Consider the following 17,588-nt stretch of genomic DNA (forward strand, 5'->3'; position numbering starts at 1 on the left):
TCAACGAGAGTTTAAAAAAATGATATGTTAAATTAGTTGATTAAATTATTTTATAAAGCAAAGCAAACATTTTATGTATGATCAAAGAAAGATTAGAAAATTCATTAATAATTCTTATGATTTTGAATGGTTTAACAAAAATCTATATGTCCAAAAACAATTCATTATGTTTACGAGAAAACATATAAAATTAAAGTAGCAAAAATGATTAAGCAATATCGCCAATTATATGATACCGATGTTCATGAATTTTATAATTTAACATTAACTGAACTTTAAAAAATATGTTATCTATTTCTTCCTAAAGTTGTTAGACAATTCATCCACTTCCTTTAATCTTTTTTCTCATTTGTTCTTTTAATTTTATAAAAGTAAATTATTCATTGACTACAAACTAAAAATAAAATTAAAAGAAGAACTATAATTTTAATTACATTATATGACAATCACATAAAAAATGGAGTAAAACTTGTTAAAAAAATAAAACAGATTAAAAATATTACTAAACCATAACTAAAAATATTTAATGAAAATAAACTATATTTTTTTCATTTAATGCTTTTAATTTCTTCGTTTTTTAATAAAACATATTGAAAATAAATACTATTAATTAAACTAAAAAGAATTATCGTACTTATTATAACAACATCAATAATTTCATATGTACTTCACATTTTAATTCACCAAATTTCCATAATTTCCATAATAACTAGCATTATTTTGATTAAATGATGCAAATTGATATCCCTGTTGTTTTAATCAAACAATTAAATCTTTTAACCAGCTTTGGGCATATGCACGTGTATGTGCAACAAAAATGATTCCTGGTTTCAAATGACTTTTATATTGTTTTAGAATAAGATCTTTGCCAGCTTTTTCTTCATCATAATCTGTCCCAAGATATCCACGAATTCAATATGGAATATTTAGTTTCTTTTGAACATAATCTAATCCTCGATAATATTGCAAATATGGCATTCGAATGGGAATATTGATATCCGAAATTGAAATATTATTTGCTTTATAAACTTTTTTTATTAAATTATTTGTTGCTTGCAATTCGTTTATTAAGGTTTTTTGTTTTGTCATATATTTTTGATGAAAATATGAATGATTACCAATGGCATGCCCTTCGTTAATAATACGATCCAACACATGTTTAATTGTTGGCTCACTATCATAACGAGCAATGTTTTTACCTGTCTGGAAAAAAGTAGCTTTAATATTTTCTTGTTTTAAAATATCCAAGATTTTTTCATCAGCAACTGTTGGGCCATCATCAAAAGTTAGCATAACGATTTTTTGTTTAGTATTAATTCGATTTACTTCATAGTTGCTTGTTGTCATAAAAATATTTAAAATTATTGTAGCTAATAACAACAAACATCAAGTAATCATATTTCCAATTATAATTTTTTTTCTTAACATTTTTATCTCCTTATAAACTTTAAATCTAATTATGCTAATCATAAGTTAATTAATTTAATAGTATCATTTTTTTAAAATACTAACTAGTCATAAATGTGTACGGTACCTTACAAAAAACTTTATTTTAAAGTGTAAATTGTAAATGCAAGTGCAACAAATCTATTAATTTAATAATATTCTTTTAGTTTCGGCCTATTTTCTTATAACGGTATTTATTCCATAATCAAGTGCCCAAGCAAGATAGCCCAACTGCACCAGAAGAACTTAAAAAAACATATCCTAAAACTTCAATAGCTAAAGTATCTTTTTGTTTTCCTATAGGAGGAACAACAGGTGCTTCGTAAACTTGAAAAATAAAAGGACCTTCATTATTATTAATAAAAATATTATCATTTTGATCAATAGTAATGGCATGGACAGAAGTTCCAAAAACATTAGTTTTTTCAAGCTGTTTTGTTCTATTTTTTAAAAAATACATTCCCGCAAGTACTGTTGAATAATAAACATTATTATTTGTATCAATAGCAATAGACAACGTTGTTTTATCTAATAAACCAACGTCGTTTCTTAATTCTTTTTTAATACTTGAATACACATGGTTACCAAAATAAATATTATTCTCTTGATCAACAGCAAAGGCATAAATTAATTCATTTAGTTGATGTTCATCAACTAAAATAGGAATTTTTAAATTTTGAATTGAAAAAAATTTAGCTTCATTAGTAGTAAAATATAAATTATCGTTATGGTCAATAACTAAAGCAAAAACTTTTCCATCAAGTTTATTATTAGTACCTTCTTCATCATTAACATTAAATTTTTCAACTCTAGTTGAGCCTGATAATAAATAATAAATTCCAGCAAAAGTTCCTAAATACAAAGTATCATTGCTATCTAAGGCCAGAGCAGTAATATGATTATCATCTAATTCATCATTTAAACCCTCAATTTTAACAATTGAACCATTATTATAATAAATATATGCTTGATAATCTTCGGTTGCATAATAAATATTATTTTCTTTGTCAACTGTTAAAGCAATAACATTATCATCAATCCCATTAATTTTTTTTACTTTTGTTGCATCATTAGGTAAAAAATAAATTCCTTGTGAAGTTCCAAAATAAACTATATTATTATTAGAAATTTTAATTGCATTACGAGAAATATTACCAAGTCCTTCAATTCTTGTTTTAATATATTGCTTTTCATTAAAACTGAATGGAATATTACGACTATAATAATTAGTAACTTGACTAAAGGCTAGATTTTGAGCAAAAATAGAACTTGCAATAATACAGAAAGTATATATCTTTTTCATTGTTACCTTTTCCCACTTCCCTAGCAATTAATTTTACTTATCATAAATTAGGCTAACATAATAACTATATATTTAGTTTAACAAAAAAGTTAATAAGAAATTAATAAATTTTTAAAAAAATGTTGTTTAGTTAAACAACATTTTTTATTCCATAGTAATATTTATTAATTTATTCTTTTTAATTTTTCAAATCCCTACTCCAATTACTGAAATCAAAATAAAGCCAATTGCTAATGTTGCTATTGAAACAACATACGATGAGAAGGAAGGAATTAATAACATTCCGGTACTTTTAAAGACAATATTAGCAATAACATTCCATAACAATTGGGCAATAACATAACTTAAGACATAACCTAGGATAATTGCAAATAAATAAAATCCTAAGACAATTGTAATAATTTTTCATGTTGGATACCCAAGCACTTTTAAAGTTAAGATTGTACGGCGATTTTCATCAAGCACCATAGCAATTAAGACTGATAAAATTAAAGCAACAATAACAATTGTTAAACCCTCTAAAACATTAAGAACATCACGAACAGTTCGCATTCCTTGTGAATAATTTTCTCGTAAAGTATCAAATGGTCATATCTTATTAAGGCCATTTAACAATTTTAAATTTGTTCTTAAATCTAACGCATTTTTAAGATCTAGCTTTTTATTATTATCAAACATTGTAAAATCATAATTATCAGTTAAAGAAAACGATGAGATAATACGATAAGGTTGTAATGTTACTCCTAATGGACTAGCTCGCGATGCAACAACATTATAATAAGAATTTGGTAAAAATTGTTCTCCTTTTTTAGTTAAATTAACCAATTGGTTCATAACTGTAACTAATGAATCTTGATTCATATAAATATTTCCCGAACTAATATCAGCATCATTTGAACCAATCACTTTAAAAGCAACTGGAACATACCCAATAGCATTTGTAATTCGAACATTTAATTTAAAAATATCACCTGAAACTAAATTCATAGATTGATAAACCCGTTTTGCTAAGAGAACTGGTATTGGTTCATTAATTGGAGCATTTGGAGCATTACCAGTAGGCTCTTCACTAATTTTATAACCAAAGACTTCTTTTTGTGCAATATCACTTGGTGTTGTTTTCGAACGATAATTCAATAATTGATTTCGCTCTGTTTCATCACTTGTTAATCCAACAACATTTAATTGTGAAACCGGATTTTTTGAATTTTTAGTATCATCTGAACTTCAACCCGCTGCTAAAAGATAATATGGAAAATCATAATTTTTATCATAGACCATATATGGTCATAAATAAATATCTGGATATTGGCCATTAGTTATCGTACTTAAACTATTAACTAAATTAATTTCACTAATAATTGTTTGAATATCAGCTTCACTTATTATCCCTTTTTCAATTAAAACTGGTTTCATAAGATTAATAATTTTTACTAAATTATTTCATCCATTAATTTCATCTCCAGACTCATTATCCTCAACTTTATAATTAACAATTGCCTTAACTGTTGCTGAACTTATATATGGGTATGTGTTTGTTTTGTCATCATAATTAATCTTACTTCGAACAAGAGTTGGGCCGCTTGGATCCCCAATAATATTTGATAAATCACCACAATTTTTTTTCATATTTTTTGAATCTGAACCAGATAAACTTAAAAGACATTTTAATGGATTTGGAAAGTTAAATGTTTTATTATCATCAAGAATTTTTACCTCATGGTAATAGTCCTTGCGCTTATCAGCAGTAATCCACAGATAAGGTTTACCATTGCTAGCTTCTTGAGCAATATCTTGTTGATCATAACTAGCAATTAAATATGATTTAATATCATTCTTAAAATAGCGGAAAGAGTCTTCAACAATTCCTTGTGCCATTACCCCTGCATCCAACTGGAAAATTAATAAAAAGGATGAAAAAGCTAAAACAACTAATACCATAATTCATTTTCCTAAAGATTTTAGAGCAAAGGTAAATGATAAATGAACATTAAATGTTAATCCAAAATGAGCATATTTACGACCTTTTTTTATTTTTTTAGGACGAAAACTTAAATTAGAACCTTTTAAATCATAAATCAAATCTAACGCTGTCCGACTCAAAAGAACAAAGGAGATTAAGAAAGACATCCCAATGAAAATAAGTGGAATAAAAATTGTTGCTGAAACAAAAATTAGTGGATTAAAATAAAATGATGATAATGGTAATCCTATCGAATATAAATTTGAGCCAGTGAAATACATTTGGAGAGGAATACTTAAAACTCATCCTAATAAACAGCCAATTAAAGTTGTAAAAATAATGCTAAAAGTAAAAATAAATGATAATTCAAAACGATGATATCCTAATGATTTTAAAACTCCAATTTGTCGTTTTGAATTAGTGATATCTTTTTTAATGAAAAAAGCAATAATAAATAAAATAATAATTGAACAAGCAACAGCAATTGAAGTATTAATAATAAAAACAGTATTTGTTAACATCACTACTTGTTCCGGCAATGATGCTTCAAAAGCAACAATTGCATTATCAGGCGCTACAAAATAATTGCTTAAAACTTTTCGTAACAAGGTTATTTTTTGTGGTTCAGTTAAATTACCAGTAACATTAATAAAACCAGTAATTTTTTCAGTTCCATTTGAAAAATTTTGTTTGATAGCATTAAAATTAATATCATTCATAAACAATACTGAACCATTTTTTAAATCAATAATTTTATGACCCGTAGCAAGAGTTGATAAACTTACTAAATCTGGATAAATATTACTATACTTAGCCCCATAACCAATAATATTAAATTGTAAATTTTGGCTGTTTCCTAAATTAAAGTGTCCACCAAGTTTTAAATGATTATAATCAGCATATTGTTTATTTAAAATAATATTATTTTCTGTTAAATCACTAATATGTTTTCATTTCGTTACTTCAAAAAGACGATTAAACGGAGTATAAAAAATATTATTACCTCGTCAACTATCGCCGTTATATAATAAATTTTTGTTTTTGTTAATAGCAGTAGCATTAAAATATTGAGTATCTTTTGCTAAATTATTTGCAGTAAATTGATAACCAACATTAAAACTAAGTTCTAATCCAGCCTTGTCACCATTAATTAAATCATTTAAACGACTTTCACTAGGATTATTAATAATATAACTTAAAAAAGTTGCAGTAAGACTGTTATTAAAGTTTTTAACTAAGGCAGTAAAAGAAGCTGTCCCAGTTTTTGGATTTAAATATGATGGTTCTTTTGTTCATTTACAAATTTCATTATTAGTTAAATCACAATTTAACCCTAAAGCATCAGCACGAATATTATTAAATGTTAAATGCTCAGCATCAATTTTTGATTCATCATAAAACTGAGCTAAGAAGGCACGATTATTTTCATTTATTTTTCAATCAGAATTTCTTTTTCACACATTATTATCAATATTTAAACTATCTATTCGGATTTCATATTGATAAGGAAGGCTATTTTTCTTAATATCATTTAAGCCATTTTTAACTTGAAAAACAGTTGAAAAAAGAGCTGTAAAGGTTAAAACTGCTCCAACAATAAACAAAATTAACCCAATAAATTGAGTTATTTTTTTTGTAAACCCTCGCGTAGCCTCTTTTGCAAGATTTCACATAGTATTTTCACCCACTTCAAGAATTATTAAGTTAATTATATAAGAAAAATAATGAATTTTAAAAAAATATTCAAAAACTTTAATTGCTTAATAAACAAATTAAAAGTTTTTGAATTTACTTAATCCTTGGATTCATTACCTTTTATTCTTTTCTTGAACAAACTTAATAAAATAATTTTCAATTTTTATTTTTTTTACCGTCTAATTAATTTACGAAATGCATCATATCCTAATAACATTAATAATGGAAGCACCATCATTCCTAATGATACTACCGTCATTTGCCAAGATAACAGTGGTGATGTATCAAATTTATGCTCTTTCGTTGTTGTTAAAAAAATTAAGTTTAAGCCCGGCGTATACACCATCAAGAAATTTAATATTAAGGCAATTAATGAAGCACCTAATAAATAATAATTAGTTGGAGCCACATTATACTGTGTTTTAATTCGATAATTTGGTAATTGAATTGCAAAAGCAAAAATTACTGGTGAACAAGCCATCACTAAAATTGTCGCAATTTTAGCATCTTCAATATTGTGGAAAATATCTTTACCAATGAAAAATGTACCAATGACAGTAGCAGCTGTCACAAAAGCTAAATATAGAATTGTAACTAAACTATTGGTAAAAAAAGTTTCTTTCTTACTTCGTGGTTTTTCCAACATTAATCCATTATCATTATTTCCTAACCCGATTGGAATTGACATTAATGTTTCAATAACTAAGTTAAATCATAAAATGTTAACAGAATCAAATGGTTTAATTTTAGTTATAACCGAAATAATAATAAAGGCTAACACATTTGCTAATTGTGCAATACAAACAAAAGCAATCACACGTTTAATTTTATGATACACATTTCGTCCCTCTTCAACACCGCGAATAATTGTTGAAAAATTATCATCTTGTAAAATAATATTTGCAGCTTCTTTTGAAACATCTGTTCCTGTTATTCCCATTGCAACACCAATGTCAGCTTTACTTAAACTTGGAGCATCATTAACCCCATCACCTGTCATTGAAACAACATAGTTCATTGATTGCAAACACTCAACAATTCTTGTTTTGTGATCAGGATTAACTCGTGCAAAAACTGATACATCACGCAGTTTTTCTTGTAATTTATGATTATCCATTTTGTCAATTTGATGACCAGATAAAACATTTGCTTCTGAAACTGCTAATCGCAATTCTTTAGCAATAGCTAAAGCAGTTGCTTTATGATCTCCAGTAATCATAATTACTCTAATCCCTGCTTCATGCGCCTTTCTAACCGCTTCAACAGCCTCTGGACGGGGTGGGTCAATCATGCCAACCGCACCTAAGAAAATTAAATTAGTCTCAATTTCTTGCTGATCTTTTTTCTTAAAAGCAAAGGCTAAAACGCGTAATGCTTGACTTGATAAATCTAATGCTTCTTCTTGAATTTCTTCCTTCATTGCTTCAGTTAATGGGACAATTTCATTATTTAAATAAATTCAATTACACTGCATTAATAATTGGTCAAGAGCACCTTTTGTATAAACAAATTCTTGCTTATCAACATGATTAACAGTTGACATTAATTTTCGGTCAGAATCAAAGGGAACTTCTAAAACACGAAGATATTTTTCACGATATTCTATTTCACTAATTGTAAATCTTCTTGTAAAATCAATTAAAGCAATTTCGGTTGGATCACCAATTCGTTCATTTTTTTGATTAATAGCATCATTACATAAAGTTAGACAATTAATAAAATGAAAAGCTGCCTTATTATTTTGTTGATAATTAAAATCATTTTCTTTAAAAATTTCATTATTGAAAATAATCTCTTTAACGGTCATTTTATTTTGCGTCAAAGTTCCTGTTTTATCTGAACAAATAACATTAACTGAGCCTAATGTTTCAACGGCATCTAACTTTTTAACAATAACATTAACTTTTGTCATTCGCTTTACTGATAATGATAAAATAACTGACACAATGACAATTAAGGACTCTGGGATAACAGCAATTGCAATTGTAACCGCTGTCATCAAATTAATTGGTCAACTATTTTCATCAGTTAATAAAAAGAAAACAAAAACAAAAATTGCTAATAAAACCGCAAAAATACTGACAACTTTTGTTAATTTTGTTAAGCGTAACTGCAATGGTGTTTTTTCTTGTTTTGTTTTAACAATAGCAGCAGCAATTTTGCCAATTTCACTATCAACAGCATTTGCAACAATAATCCCAACTGCTCGACCATTTGTAATAAAAGTTGACATAAAAGCCATATTAGTCTGTTCTGCTAACACTAATTTTTCTTTTAAAATTATTTCACTATTTTTTTCAACAGGAACTGATTCACCAGTTAAGGCAGCTTCATCAATTAATAAATTATTTGCTTCTAAAATGCGAATATCCGCTGGAATATATTTTCCTGCTTCTAAAATAACAATATCCCCAATGACTAATTCATCGACTGGGATTTCAAAAATTGCACCATCTCGTTTAACAATCGTTACTGGAATTGTCATTTTTTTTAAAGAATCAAGGGATTTCCTTGCTTTAATTTGTTCAAGTGTTTGAATGAAGGCATTTAATAAAACAATACATAGAATCACAATGAAATCTATCACATAAATTCGATTATTAACAACTTTTTCAATAATAACCGAAGTAACTCCTGCAATAATTAAAATAAGAGATAATGGATCTAATAATGAAACTAAAAAAATTAAAATTCAATGTTTGTTTTTAGGTTTTGGTAATTCATTTTTTCCATTTTTAATTAGTCTTTCTTTAGCCTGCTTTGAAGATAAGCCAACATTTAAATTGCTTCTAAATTCTTGTTCTAATTCTTTATCTGATTTATTAAATCACATCTTTTTATAATGCCCTCACTTTCTAAATTTATTATTTATTATTTAAAAATTTAATTTCATAGTTTTTAATTTACTTTACATATTAATTTTATAATATAAATAGCTTAAATTACTAAATTTATTTTAAAAATATAAATTATTAAAATATAATTTTGAAAATTGTAAATGCAAGTAGAAAAAAATCTTATACTTTTATATTAACATATTTTTTAATAAAATTGACAAAATAATGTAAACTGTAATATGAAGTTCAACAAATCTATTAATTTAATAATAACTTATTTGCTTATAATTGATATATTAAAATAACATAAAAAGACATAAACGATGTATAATTATATTAATTAATATTAAATTGGAGGAGCATAATATGATAAATAAAAAATTAGCAGAATATTTAGATATTTCTAAAATACAAGCAACAAAAATTGAGATGTCTATTTTATTTTTACTAGTTGAAGCAAATAAAATTAATCGTACAATTTATAAAACTTATGTTTTAAAATTTATGTCATTTTTAGAATGAAAAATGGCGCAAAAATATGGAGAACATTTTTTTAGAACTGATTTTATAGCTTTAGAAAATGGACCAGTTCCAGGAAGTTTTATGGACTATATTGATAATAATCCAAATTGTAAATTCAATTATTTTATGTGCAAAAATATAAATATAAATAATAATAATTCAAAAACTAAAATTTTTTATTTAAAAGATTTGAATTCTGAAAAATTCATAAATTTAGATTACTTTTCAGATGTTGAAAAACCTTTATTAAAAGAAGCAGTTAATTGAATTTTTTCCTTTAATAAAGTTGGAGAATTAAGTGAAGATACTCACTTAAAAATGAAATCATGAAAACAAGCATGAACTAAAGCTCAACAAGAAGGAAAGAAATCAATAATTTTTGATTTTGCATTAGACATATCAAAAAATGAAGATGATGAAACATATGAAATTATTAAATTGTATAAAGAACTAGGATACAAAAAAAATGGAAATTAATAATATTATAGTTTCATTCCTTATTGATAATGCAGATATGACAACAACCGAAACAGGAGCACCTCATCCTTCAATTTGTATACCAATTTTTAAAGATGACAAAGATATTCATGTAATAAGACTTACTACACAAAAACCAAAAGAATATGAAAAGCTTGTAATTAAAATTAATGGTAGACCAGATACAAAATTATATAAAGATTGTTATGTTAGATTAGACGGAAGTAAAAGTAACTTTCATATAATTAAAGAAAATAATTGCCTCAATTATAAAAGTATTTATTGTCAAAATATTCATGATAAATATAGAAAAAAAATTTTACAAGCTTGCTTAAATTCAAAATTTATACCACGAATTTTTCATCCATTAATACAAATAGAAATAAATAAATTTAAATAAAATTTTGAATTTTATTAACAAACAATTTTTTAGCTGAATTCCAACCTAAACACTGTCGTGGTCTTTCATTAATAATATTAACTATTTCATCATAATATTGTTGTGAATAAATATCTAAATCAATACCTTTAGGAAATCAATGCCTTAAATCCCGGTTAATTCGTTCTACAATAGGTTTTTGAGTAGGTTTACCTTTATCACAAAAATAAACTTTAGTACCAATATAAGCTTCAATTTGTTTTCATTCTGAAAACTCTTTACCTTGATCAGTTATAATACCTTTAACTATTTTCTTTAAGATATTAGTTTTAAAAATACTTTTAATAACTCTAATTACTTCGTTTGGTGTTCTATCTTTTAATTTTTTTACAATTTCAAATTTAGTTAATTGTTCAGTTAAAACCAAACATACAGATTTCAAATCTTTGCCAACTATTGTATCCATTTCAAATCAACCAAATTCATTTTTATTATGTTTAGCTTCTGCAATAGTTCTAAAACTAGTTAATTTACCACGATTATCAATATTTTGTTTACTTTTATTTTTTCGACCGTGAAAATACAAATTACGTTTATTTAAACCAAATAAACCAAGAAAAACATACTTATATAAAGTTTTAAAACACACCGGAAATTTGATACCAAATTCACGTTTATATGCATAGCAAATAATTTCTGGGGATCAATGAAATTTATTAAATTTTTCATCTAATCACATTAATTGTTGATATGAAAATTTTATATGTTTAACTGATTTTTTACGATTTTTAAGATACTTTTTATGAGCTTTAATAGGATTATATTCTTTTAACTTTTGAAAACGTTTAACTTCATTTCAAATTGTAGAGACACTTCTTTCCATATATTTAGAAATTTTAAATAAATTTGGTTTGCCATTTTTCTTTTGAAATAGTTTTGATACTAATAACTGACTTAATATAACACGTTCATCAATACTGAAATGCTTATAATTCATTATTAAATACCTTTCTAAAATTTTTTGTTATAATTATTACATATTTTTAATAAAGGAAGGAATAAGTTAAAAATGAAAAAGTTATTAAGTATTTTGGGAGCAATCGGATTAACAGCAACAAGCACAACATCATTAATTAGTTGTGAAAAACCAAATAACAATGAAAACGGGGGGGGTAATAAACCAGAACCTTGAAATCCACAACAACCGCCAATTGGAAGTAATTGAAAGTTAATCCCATTAGACAAATTGAATAGGAATCCAGATAATAAATGATATATTGGAATTGTAAAAAAGAAACAAAATGATAATTTTTCTATTATAAAATTTAATTTTTCAAATAAATCAATTTGAGATAATAGTGGTGTACCTTATCATATTATTAATGATGTATGATATCTTTTTAAATCATATTACTGTTGATATGGCAATAATGAACCGGAAATACCAACAATTGATAATAAAACAGGAAAAATTACAGATTGAAAAGAATAAAAGGACTAACAAGTCCTTTTTATATTAATCGCACAAATTTCATAAAGATAATTAATAAAAATATATTTGTTATTGTGTTATATAACGCCGGACTAAATTTTCACACCTCAAACGTTTGATTAAAAAAACTATATATTGTTTGAAATATTTTACCAACACCACTTGCTAACTCATTCACTTGTTTTACACCAGGAATATTATTTACAACTCAAATTGCAGCATTTCGAATATGACATGCTAAATTATATCAACTACAACTTTCATATTGTGCTTGTCATCATTGTCCGTCAGGAAATAATCCGCCATTATTTATTTCTTGTCCATTATAAATACCAAAATTAAAATCATAATAACGATACATATCATTTTCTTTTTGCGCTTGTAATTCAAAAACATTATAACCAATTTTTTGTTCTTCAATTTTTTTATATTTTAAACCATATTTGTTTTTTAAAGCACCTTCAAAAACATAACCTTCATTTTGATTAATATTATAATCATTTGCAACGGAAAAATCATAATTAAATACATTACCATAATTAGTACTATAAAATCGATTTTTAAACGCTGAATACAATTTAATATCTAATTGCTTATATTTATCAGAAAAATAAAAATATCGTGGATAAATTTTAAAACCATTATTCGCTAATAAACCATATTTCTTGTTATAACCTTGCACATAAGTATTATTTTCTAAATCAAAAATGGTTCGTAAATAATCCTTATAAAAATTTTGCGAAACCTTAAACATACTATTTAATAACTTTTCAAATTGAGTTTTATTAGTATTACTTTCTGCAATTAATACATCTCTAAAATTAACTAACTTTAAACCAAAAAAGTTAATTAAAATCGTATCATATTGTAAATTATCAATATAACCACTTTCAATAAAATTACTACGATTTTGAAATACTGGCACCAATGCATGCGCAAAAAATGCTTTTAAAAATTTATTAATATCAATTTGTCCTTTCATCTGCTCAAAAACCCGCTTACCAGTATTAGGAGTATTACCTTGATAATAATTATATGTTTCAGCACTAAAATTAAATGTATTTTCTTTATCTTTCATAAAAGAAAATAAAAACCCTAAATCATCAGTATACCGATAACTATTATAATCATATCCATTCCAATATTGCTTAAGGTGTGTTAACTCTAAACTACCAGCAATAATATTTTTTCGTTCATCAATCGTTAAAATCATTCGATAAATTGACTTTTTAGTTAAAATTATACCAGTACTAGTTTTATCTAAATTATTAATAATTTCAAAATCAAAAATAATTCTTGGACTACTTAAATTTGGATCATCATAATCAGGGTTACCACCTTGTTGAACTCGAATATTTTCTTGCACAATAGCATTAATATACTTTAGCAAAAAAGAGCGAGTATTTTGATATTCATTATCAGTATAAAAAATTATTTCACCTGTATCTTTAACTTCTGGTGTTTGAGGTTCATCATTACCATTTCAACAGTAATATGATTTAAAAAGATATCATACACCATTAATAATATGATAAGGTACACCACTATTATCTCAAATTGATTTATTTGAAAAATTAAATTTTATAATAGAAAAATTATCATTTTGTTTCTTTTTTACAATTCCAATATATCATTTATTATCTGGATTCCTATTCAATTTGTCTAATGGGATTAACTTTCAATTTTGAAATTTTAAATTAACTTGTTGTAAATTATCAACACTTTTTTCTAATTTATTAATAATTTCAACAGTATTAAAATACTTAGCAAAAGAATAAGAAAAATTAGTTAATTCTTTTAAAAATTGTTTTTTGTCAACATCATAGAACTTATCAATATTATACTGTTTAGCATAAGTATCTCAATTTTTATATAAATCCATAAATTCATCACTAGGTTTATCAAATGAAATTCCGGTAGAATAACTATCTTTTAAAAAGTCTAAATATCACTTATCATTATAAGTTAATGATTGTGATGTTTTTAAAGTCGGATTAATAAAATAATTTGTTTCCGACCAATTTTCAAAGAAACTACTGCGTAAAAACATTGTATTAATAAAATCCGTTTCATTAATTCCCGTTGTTTGTTGATTAACAGTATAATTTTGCTGATTTAAGGGTTTAAATGCTGTTAAAGTAATAAAAGGAATAATTAAACCTAAAATACCTAAAATAGATATTGCAAATAAAGATAATGACTTACGCATTATTCTTTACTACCTTTAACTATATCTTTATTAATTTTTTTCTTAATTCATAATATTAAATCAATAATTCCCGCAGCAGTTAAAATTCAAAAAATTATATATCCAATACACATAATTGAAGAAACTGAACCAAATTTACTCAAAAACAATTGAAATTCTTTAATATCAATATAAAGAAAAGGTACGAACATTCCTAAACTAATTACCAAAAAATATAATAATATTTTTCATCATTTTTCTTTTAAAAATTTTAAAATTTTACTTTTCATAAATTCAACTCCTAACTATACAGTGTTTTTGAAACAATAAACCCAACAATATATAAACTTGATATTGTTAACATTAACGGATGACTAAACAAAATTGCCATTTTACCAAACAACGAAAGTAAAAAAGTATCAGAATTATATAAATCCATAATGATATTTTTTGCTGATGTCAACTGATTAATAATAACTGTAATAAATCCTGTTCCAAAAATAGCAATTGCCGCAACTAATAAAACTAATCTAATCATTATTTATGCACTCTCCGATATCCTTGTTCTCTTGTTTTTGCTTGTTTTGCTAAACTTGATAATTGTTGTTTATTACGATTAATTTTAAATTGTTTACGTTCTTTAAAATGTGCTTTTACACCTTTGCCTAGTGTTAACAGCGCCACGAGCGCCACGAGCTGTTGCTAGAATATAATTTTGATGTACTATTTTGAACAGTTGAACCTAATTCATTATATTGTGTTGATGTACCATGAATAGCCATAAATTGATAATTTAAATAACCATAAAAAAAGATTATAAAATAAGCAATCGTTGTATTTGTCATTGGCAATTTAGTATTTCAAATCACATCAAAAATAAACAAAAATACATCAAAAATAAAACTAAAAATTTTGTCTCAATTACTATTATTCTCAGCAAATAAATTAATCATCTTTACCACTTCCTTTTTCTTTTTTAGGTTTTAAATTTTTCTTTAAAATATCAATGTCTAACAATTCTAAACGTTCTTTTATTGTTAAATCTTTAAGTTGTGTTCAATAGTACTCTTTAGTAACAGGAACATCATCATTTTTTAGTTCACGAACAAATGACAATCATTTACTTTCATACTTTTGGGCGATTTCTAATGGGATAATTATTTTAAAAAACCGAATTCCTAATCCAACATCAGATCTATGTTTTGCATGTTTACCTTCGGCTGTACGTTTGACAGACTCGGTTTTTCAAATTTCATAATCAGTAATATCTTGAAAAATACCAATTCGCATAATAAAGAATCTATTAAAAAAGTTAAATCCTTTTTTAACAATTGGTTTTTTCAAAGAAATAGGAATAATAATACCACTAGCTAATTGGCGAATATTATTTCAAAGCATACCTTCGCGTTGTGCAGTAAATAAAGCACGATGTCCAAAATGTCTTGCCAACACAATTCAAGGAATTTTGCCACGGTGAGTTACTTTTTCATCGTGCGGGCTTGTCCCATCGATATATAAAAAACTTTCATCAAACAAAATTAAACTATCATCTGGGGGAACTGGTTTTGTTCTATCTGTAAAGTCTAAATTTTTAAATGTTAAAACTTTAACTTTGTCATCTTCTAATGGATAATTACTATAAATTTTATCTGTTAATAATTTCATTGTTTCTGACAAATAAGTTAAAAGTAATGTTTTCCCTGTTCCTAATTTACCGATAATAACTGATAAAGGATTATCTCAAACAAAATTAACTAACCTAAACGCATTTAACTGATAAAAAATATTTTTTCATAATCACCAAAGAAAATAAATACATTGCAAAGCAAATAATAATCAAAAAACTAAGCCGGTATAATTTAAAGAAATAATTCAAAATAATAAATCAACTAAACTAAACAAAAGCATTGAACCGCTAATATAACAATAATTTTTTAGAAAAAATATAAACTTTTTCATTTTACCTCCAATAGTTATTTATAATTAAACTAGTATTATTATGGTTTTCTCTCCCCACAAATCAAAAAGGAGAGTGATAAAAATACTTAGTATTTTTTTATCAATACTACGGACATTCACACCAATAATGCCCTATATATTATTATTTTTAGGTTTTAATCCTTTTGGAAAAGAATTATTCATATTAGATAAAATAATATGATTATTCAATACAATAGAAATTAATAACCCATCATTTATTTGATTTATCATTATTTCAGTTTTAATAGGAGCAGGAATAATAATAATCAAAAGAATAATATCAATATTTATATAAAAATTTGTGGGGAGAGAAAACCATAATAATAACAAAATTTAATTATTTAAAACAACTAACTATTTTAAAAACCATTCACAACAAAAACCAAGTTAAAAATAAAATAACAATTCAAATACCAATCATAAAAGTTAAATATTCATTTTGAGTTAAATTTCATGTTGTAATACTTTCAACATTAGATTTATCTATAAATAAAAATACATGAATAAAAAACTCTTTTAATTTTTCTCAATCTTTTATCATAATTTAAAAGCTTCACATTTTTTGAATGATTTTAAAAAACATTCCAAAAAATAAGACTATAAATAATACAAAAGATAATATATATAGAAATTCGGGGGCATTTGAACCAATAATATAACTAACAAATTGAACTCAGTAATCATATAAACTCATTTAATTTAAATCTTTCAAATCATTAATTAATTCTTGTTCTTTTTCAACACTTCAACTTGTTAAATTATTATGGTTATTTGTTTTTACTTTTTGAGGTTCACCCGGAAATAATGCTTTTTTCATTTGTGTAAAATAATTTTGTTTATATTGATTATACAAATTGATTAGTTCTGTTCCAGTTAAATATTTTCACACATGACGTTTTAAATTTTCATTATATTTTACAATAGGGTAAGAATTATCATAAATTAAACCAATAGCAACTTGATCAGAATGTTTTTCACTAAAATAAATAAATCTATTGCTTAATCAAAAACCAATATGTTTATTGTGATTAGGCAAATTTATAAATGAAGCTTTATCTGTTCTAAAAACTATAAATTCTCTTCGAATAAAGTAATTTTCTACGTTAATATTCTTCTTATAACTTGGTTTCTGATACATTATTCAAATCAACTCGCTTTCTATTGCACTGCATTGAACAAACATTTAACTTAAAATACAAACTACCAACAAATTTTTTATTCAAAATAGAATGACAAATTTGACATTTACGTTTAATAAAAAATATTCAAATTCCTAACATAATTTTTTCCTTTCTCTTAATTTTTG

The 17,588-nt window shown here is 24.9% G+C and carries 16 protein-coding genes and 1 pseudogene; 3 read left to right on the forward strand and 14 right to left on the reverse strand.

What is annotated here, in order from left to right:
• Positions 1 to 332: 332 nt before the first annotated feature.
• The 5 genes from SPM_RS02105 to SPM_RS02125 form a co-directional block, all read right to left on the reverse strand.
• Positions 333 to 674 (reverse strand): hypothetical protein, encoded by a 342-nt coding sequence (locus SPM_RS02105; protein ID WP_004028909.1) that lies wholly within the window; start codon positions 672 to 674, stop codon positions 333 to 335.
• 1 nt (position 675) lies between these two features.
• Positions 676 to 1,428, reverse strand: a complete 753-nt coding sequence (locus SPM_RS02110; protein ID WP_004027988.1) for a polysaccharide deacetylase family protein — start codon at positions 1,426 to 1,428, stop codon at positions 676 to 678.
• A gap of 181 nt (positions 1,429 to 1,609) precedes the next feature.
• Positions 1,610 to 2,749, reverse strand: coding sequence for a ligand-binding sensor domain-containing protein (locus SPM_RS02115; RefSeq protein WP_004027989.1), 1,140 nt, complete (start codon positions 2,747 to 2,749; stop codon positions 1,610 to 1,612).
• 144 nt (positions 2,750 to 2,893) lie between these two features.
• The gene (locus tag SPM_RS02120; RefSeq protein WP_004027990.1) at positions 2,894 to 6,385 is read right to left on the reverse strand and encodes an ABC transporter permease; all 3,492 of its coding nucleotides are present in this window, start codon (positions 6,383 to 6,385) and stop codon (positions 2,894 to 2,896) included.
• A 194-nt stretch (positions 6,386 to 6,579) separates the two neighbouring features.
• Positions 6,580 to 9,240 (reverse strand): cation-translocating P-type ATPase, encoded by a 2,661-nt coding sequence (locus SPM_RS02125; RefSeq protein ID WP_004027991.1) that lies wholly within the window; start codon positions 9,238 to 9,240, stop codon positions 6,580 to 6,582.
• Positions 9,241 to 9,610: 370 nt separating this feature from the next.
• Between SPM_RS02125 and SPM_RS02130 the strand changes: the two genes are divergently transcribed.
• Positions 9,611 to 10,243 carry a type II toxin-antitoxin system antitoxin SocA domain-containing protein gene (locus SPM_RS02130; protein WP_004027883.1) on the forward strand — a complete coding sequence of 211 codons (633 nt, stop codon included), beginning with the start codon at positions 9,611 to 9,613 and terminating at the stop codon, positions 10,241 to 10,243.
• A complete protein-coding gene (locus SPM_RS02135) occupies positions 10,233 to 10,643 on the forward strand; it encodes a hypothetical protein (RefSeq protein WP_004027882.1) in 411 nt (136 codons plus the stop codon). The genes SPM_RS02130 and SPM_RS02135 overlap by 11 nt, the downstream gene beginning before the upstream one ends.
• On the opposite strand, the gene SPM_RS02140 is transcribed toward SPM_RS02135, so the two are convergent.
• Entirely contained in the window at positions 10,636 to 11,619 is a 984-nt protein-coding gene (locus tag SPM_RS02140; protein ID WP_004027992.1) for an IS30 family transposase, read from the reverse strand. The genes SPM_RS02135 and SPM_RS02140 overlap by 8 nt on opposite strands.
• 72 nt (positions 11,620 to 11,691) lie before the next feature.
• On the opposite strand from SPM_RS02140, the gene SPM_RS06795 reads away from it, so the two are divergent.
• Positions 11,692 to 12,114 (forward strand): lipoprotein, encoded by a 423-nt coding sequence (locus SPM_RS06795; protein ID WP_004027993.1) that lies wholly within the window; start codon positions 11,692 to 11,694, stop codon positions 12,112 to 12,114.
• A gap of 19 nt (positions 12,115 to 12,133) precedes the next feature.
• Here the strand turns inward: SPM_RS06795 and SPM_RS02150 are convergent, their stop codons facing one another.
• The 8 genes and pseudogenes from SPM_RS02150 to SPM_RS06600 all read right to left on the reverse strand — a co-directional run bounded on the left by SPM_RS02150 (position 12,134) and on the right by SPM_RS06600 (position 17,562).
• Entirely contained in the window at positions 12,134 to 14,323 is a 2,190-nt protein-coding gene (locus tag SPM_RS02150) for a spiroplasma phage ORF1-like family protein (RefSeq protein WP_004027994.1), read from the reverse strand.
• The gene (locus SPM_RS02155; RefSeq protein WP_004027785.1) at positions 14,323 to 14,592 is read right to left on the reverse strand and encodes a hypothetical protein; all 270 of its coding nucleotides are present in this window, start codon (positions 14,590 to 14,592) and stop codon (positions 14,323 to 14,325) included. Before SPM_RS02155 ends, SPM_RS02150 begins: the two co-directional genes overlap by 1 nt.
• 11 nt (positions 14,593 to 14,603) lie before the next feature.
• Positions 14,604 to 14,840: a hypothetical protein gene (locus SPM_RS02160; protein WP_004027616.1), complete on the reverse strand. Its 237-nt coding sequence runs from the start codon at positions 14,838 to 14,840 to the stop codon at positions 14,604 to 14,606.
• Positions 14,840 to 15,255, reverse strand: a pseudogene (locus SPM_RS06300) (hypothetical protein). Before SPM_RS06300 ends, SPM_RS02160 begins: the two are co-directional and overlap by 1 nt.
• A complete protein-coding gene (locus tag SPM_RS02170; RefSeq protein WP_004027874.1) occupies positions 15,248 to 16,261 on the reverse strand; it encodes a hypothetical protein in 1,014 nt (337 codons plus the stop codon). Before SPM_RS02170 ends, SPM_RS06300 begins: the two are co-directional and overlap by 8 nt.
• A 358-nt stretch (positions 16,262 to 16,619) precedes the next feature.
• Complete coding sequence (locus tag SPM_RS02175) at positions 16,620 to 16,823, reverse strand: DUF2649 family protein (RefSeq protein ID WP_004027873.1); 204 nt, start codon at positions 16,821 to 16,823, stop codon at positions 16,620 to 16,622.
• Between the two features lie 153 nt (positions 16,824 to 16,976).
• Complete coding sequence (locus tag SPM_RS02180) at positions 16,977 to 17,420, reverse strand: DUF3627 domain-containing protein (protein ID WP_004027998.1); 444 nt, start codon at positions 17,418 to 17,420, stop codon at positions 16,977 to 16,979.
• Positions 17,398 to 17,562, reverse strand: a complete 165-nt coding sequence (locus tag SPM_RS06600) for a hypothetical protein (RefSeq protein ID WP_004027711.1) — start codon at positions 17,560 to 17,562, stop codon at positions 17,398 to 17,400. Before SPM_RS06600 ends, SPM_RS02180 begins: the two co-directional genes overlap by 23 nt.
• Between the last annotated feature and the right edge of the window lie 26 nt (positions 17,563 to 17,588).

Origin of the sequence: Spiroplasma melliferum KC3 (genome assembly GCF_000236085.2) — a bacterium.
Lineage (GTDB): Bacteria > Bacillota_I > Bacilli_A > Mycoplasmatales > Mycoplasmataceae > Spiroplasma > Spiroplasma melliferum.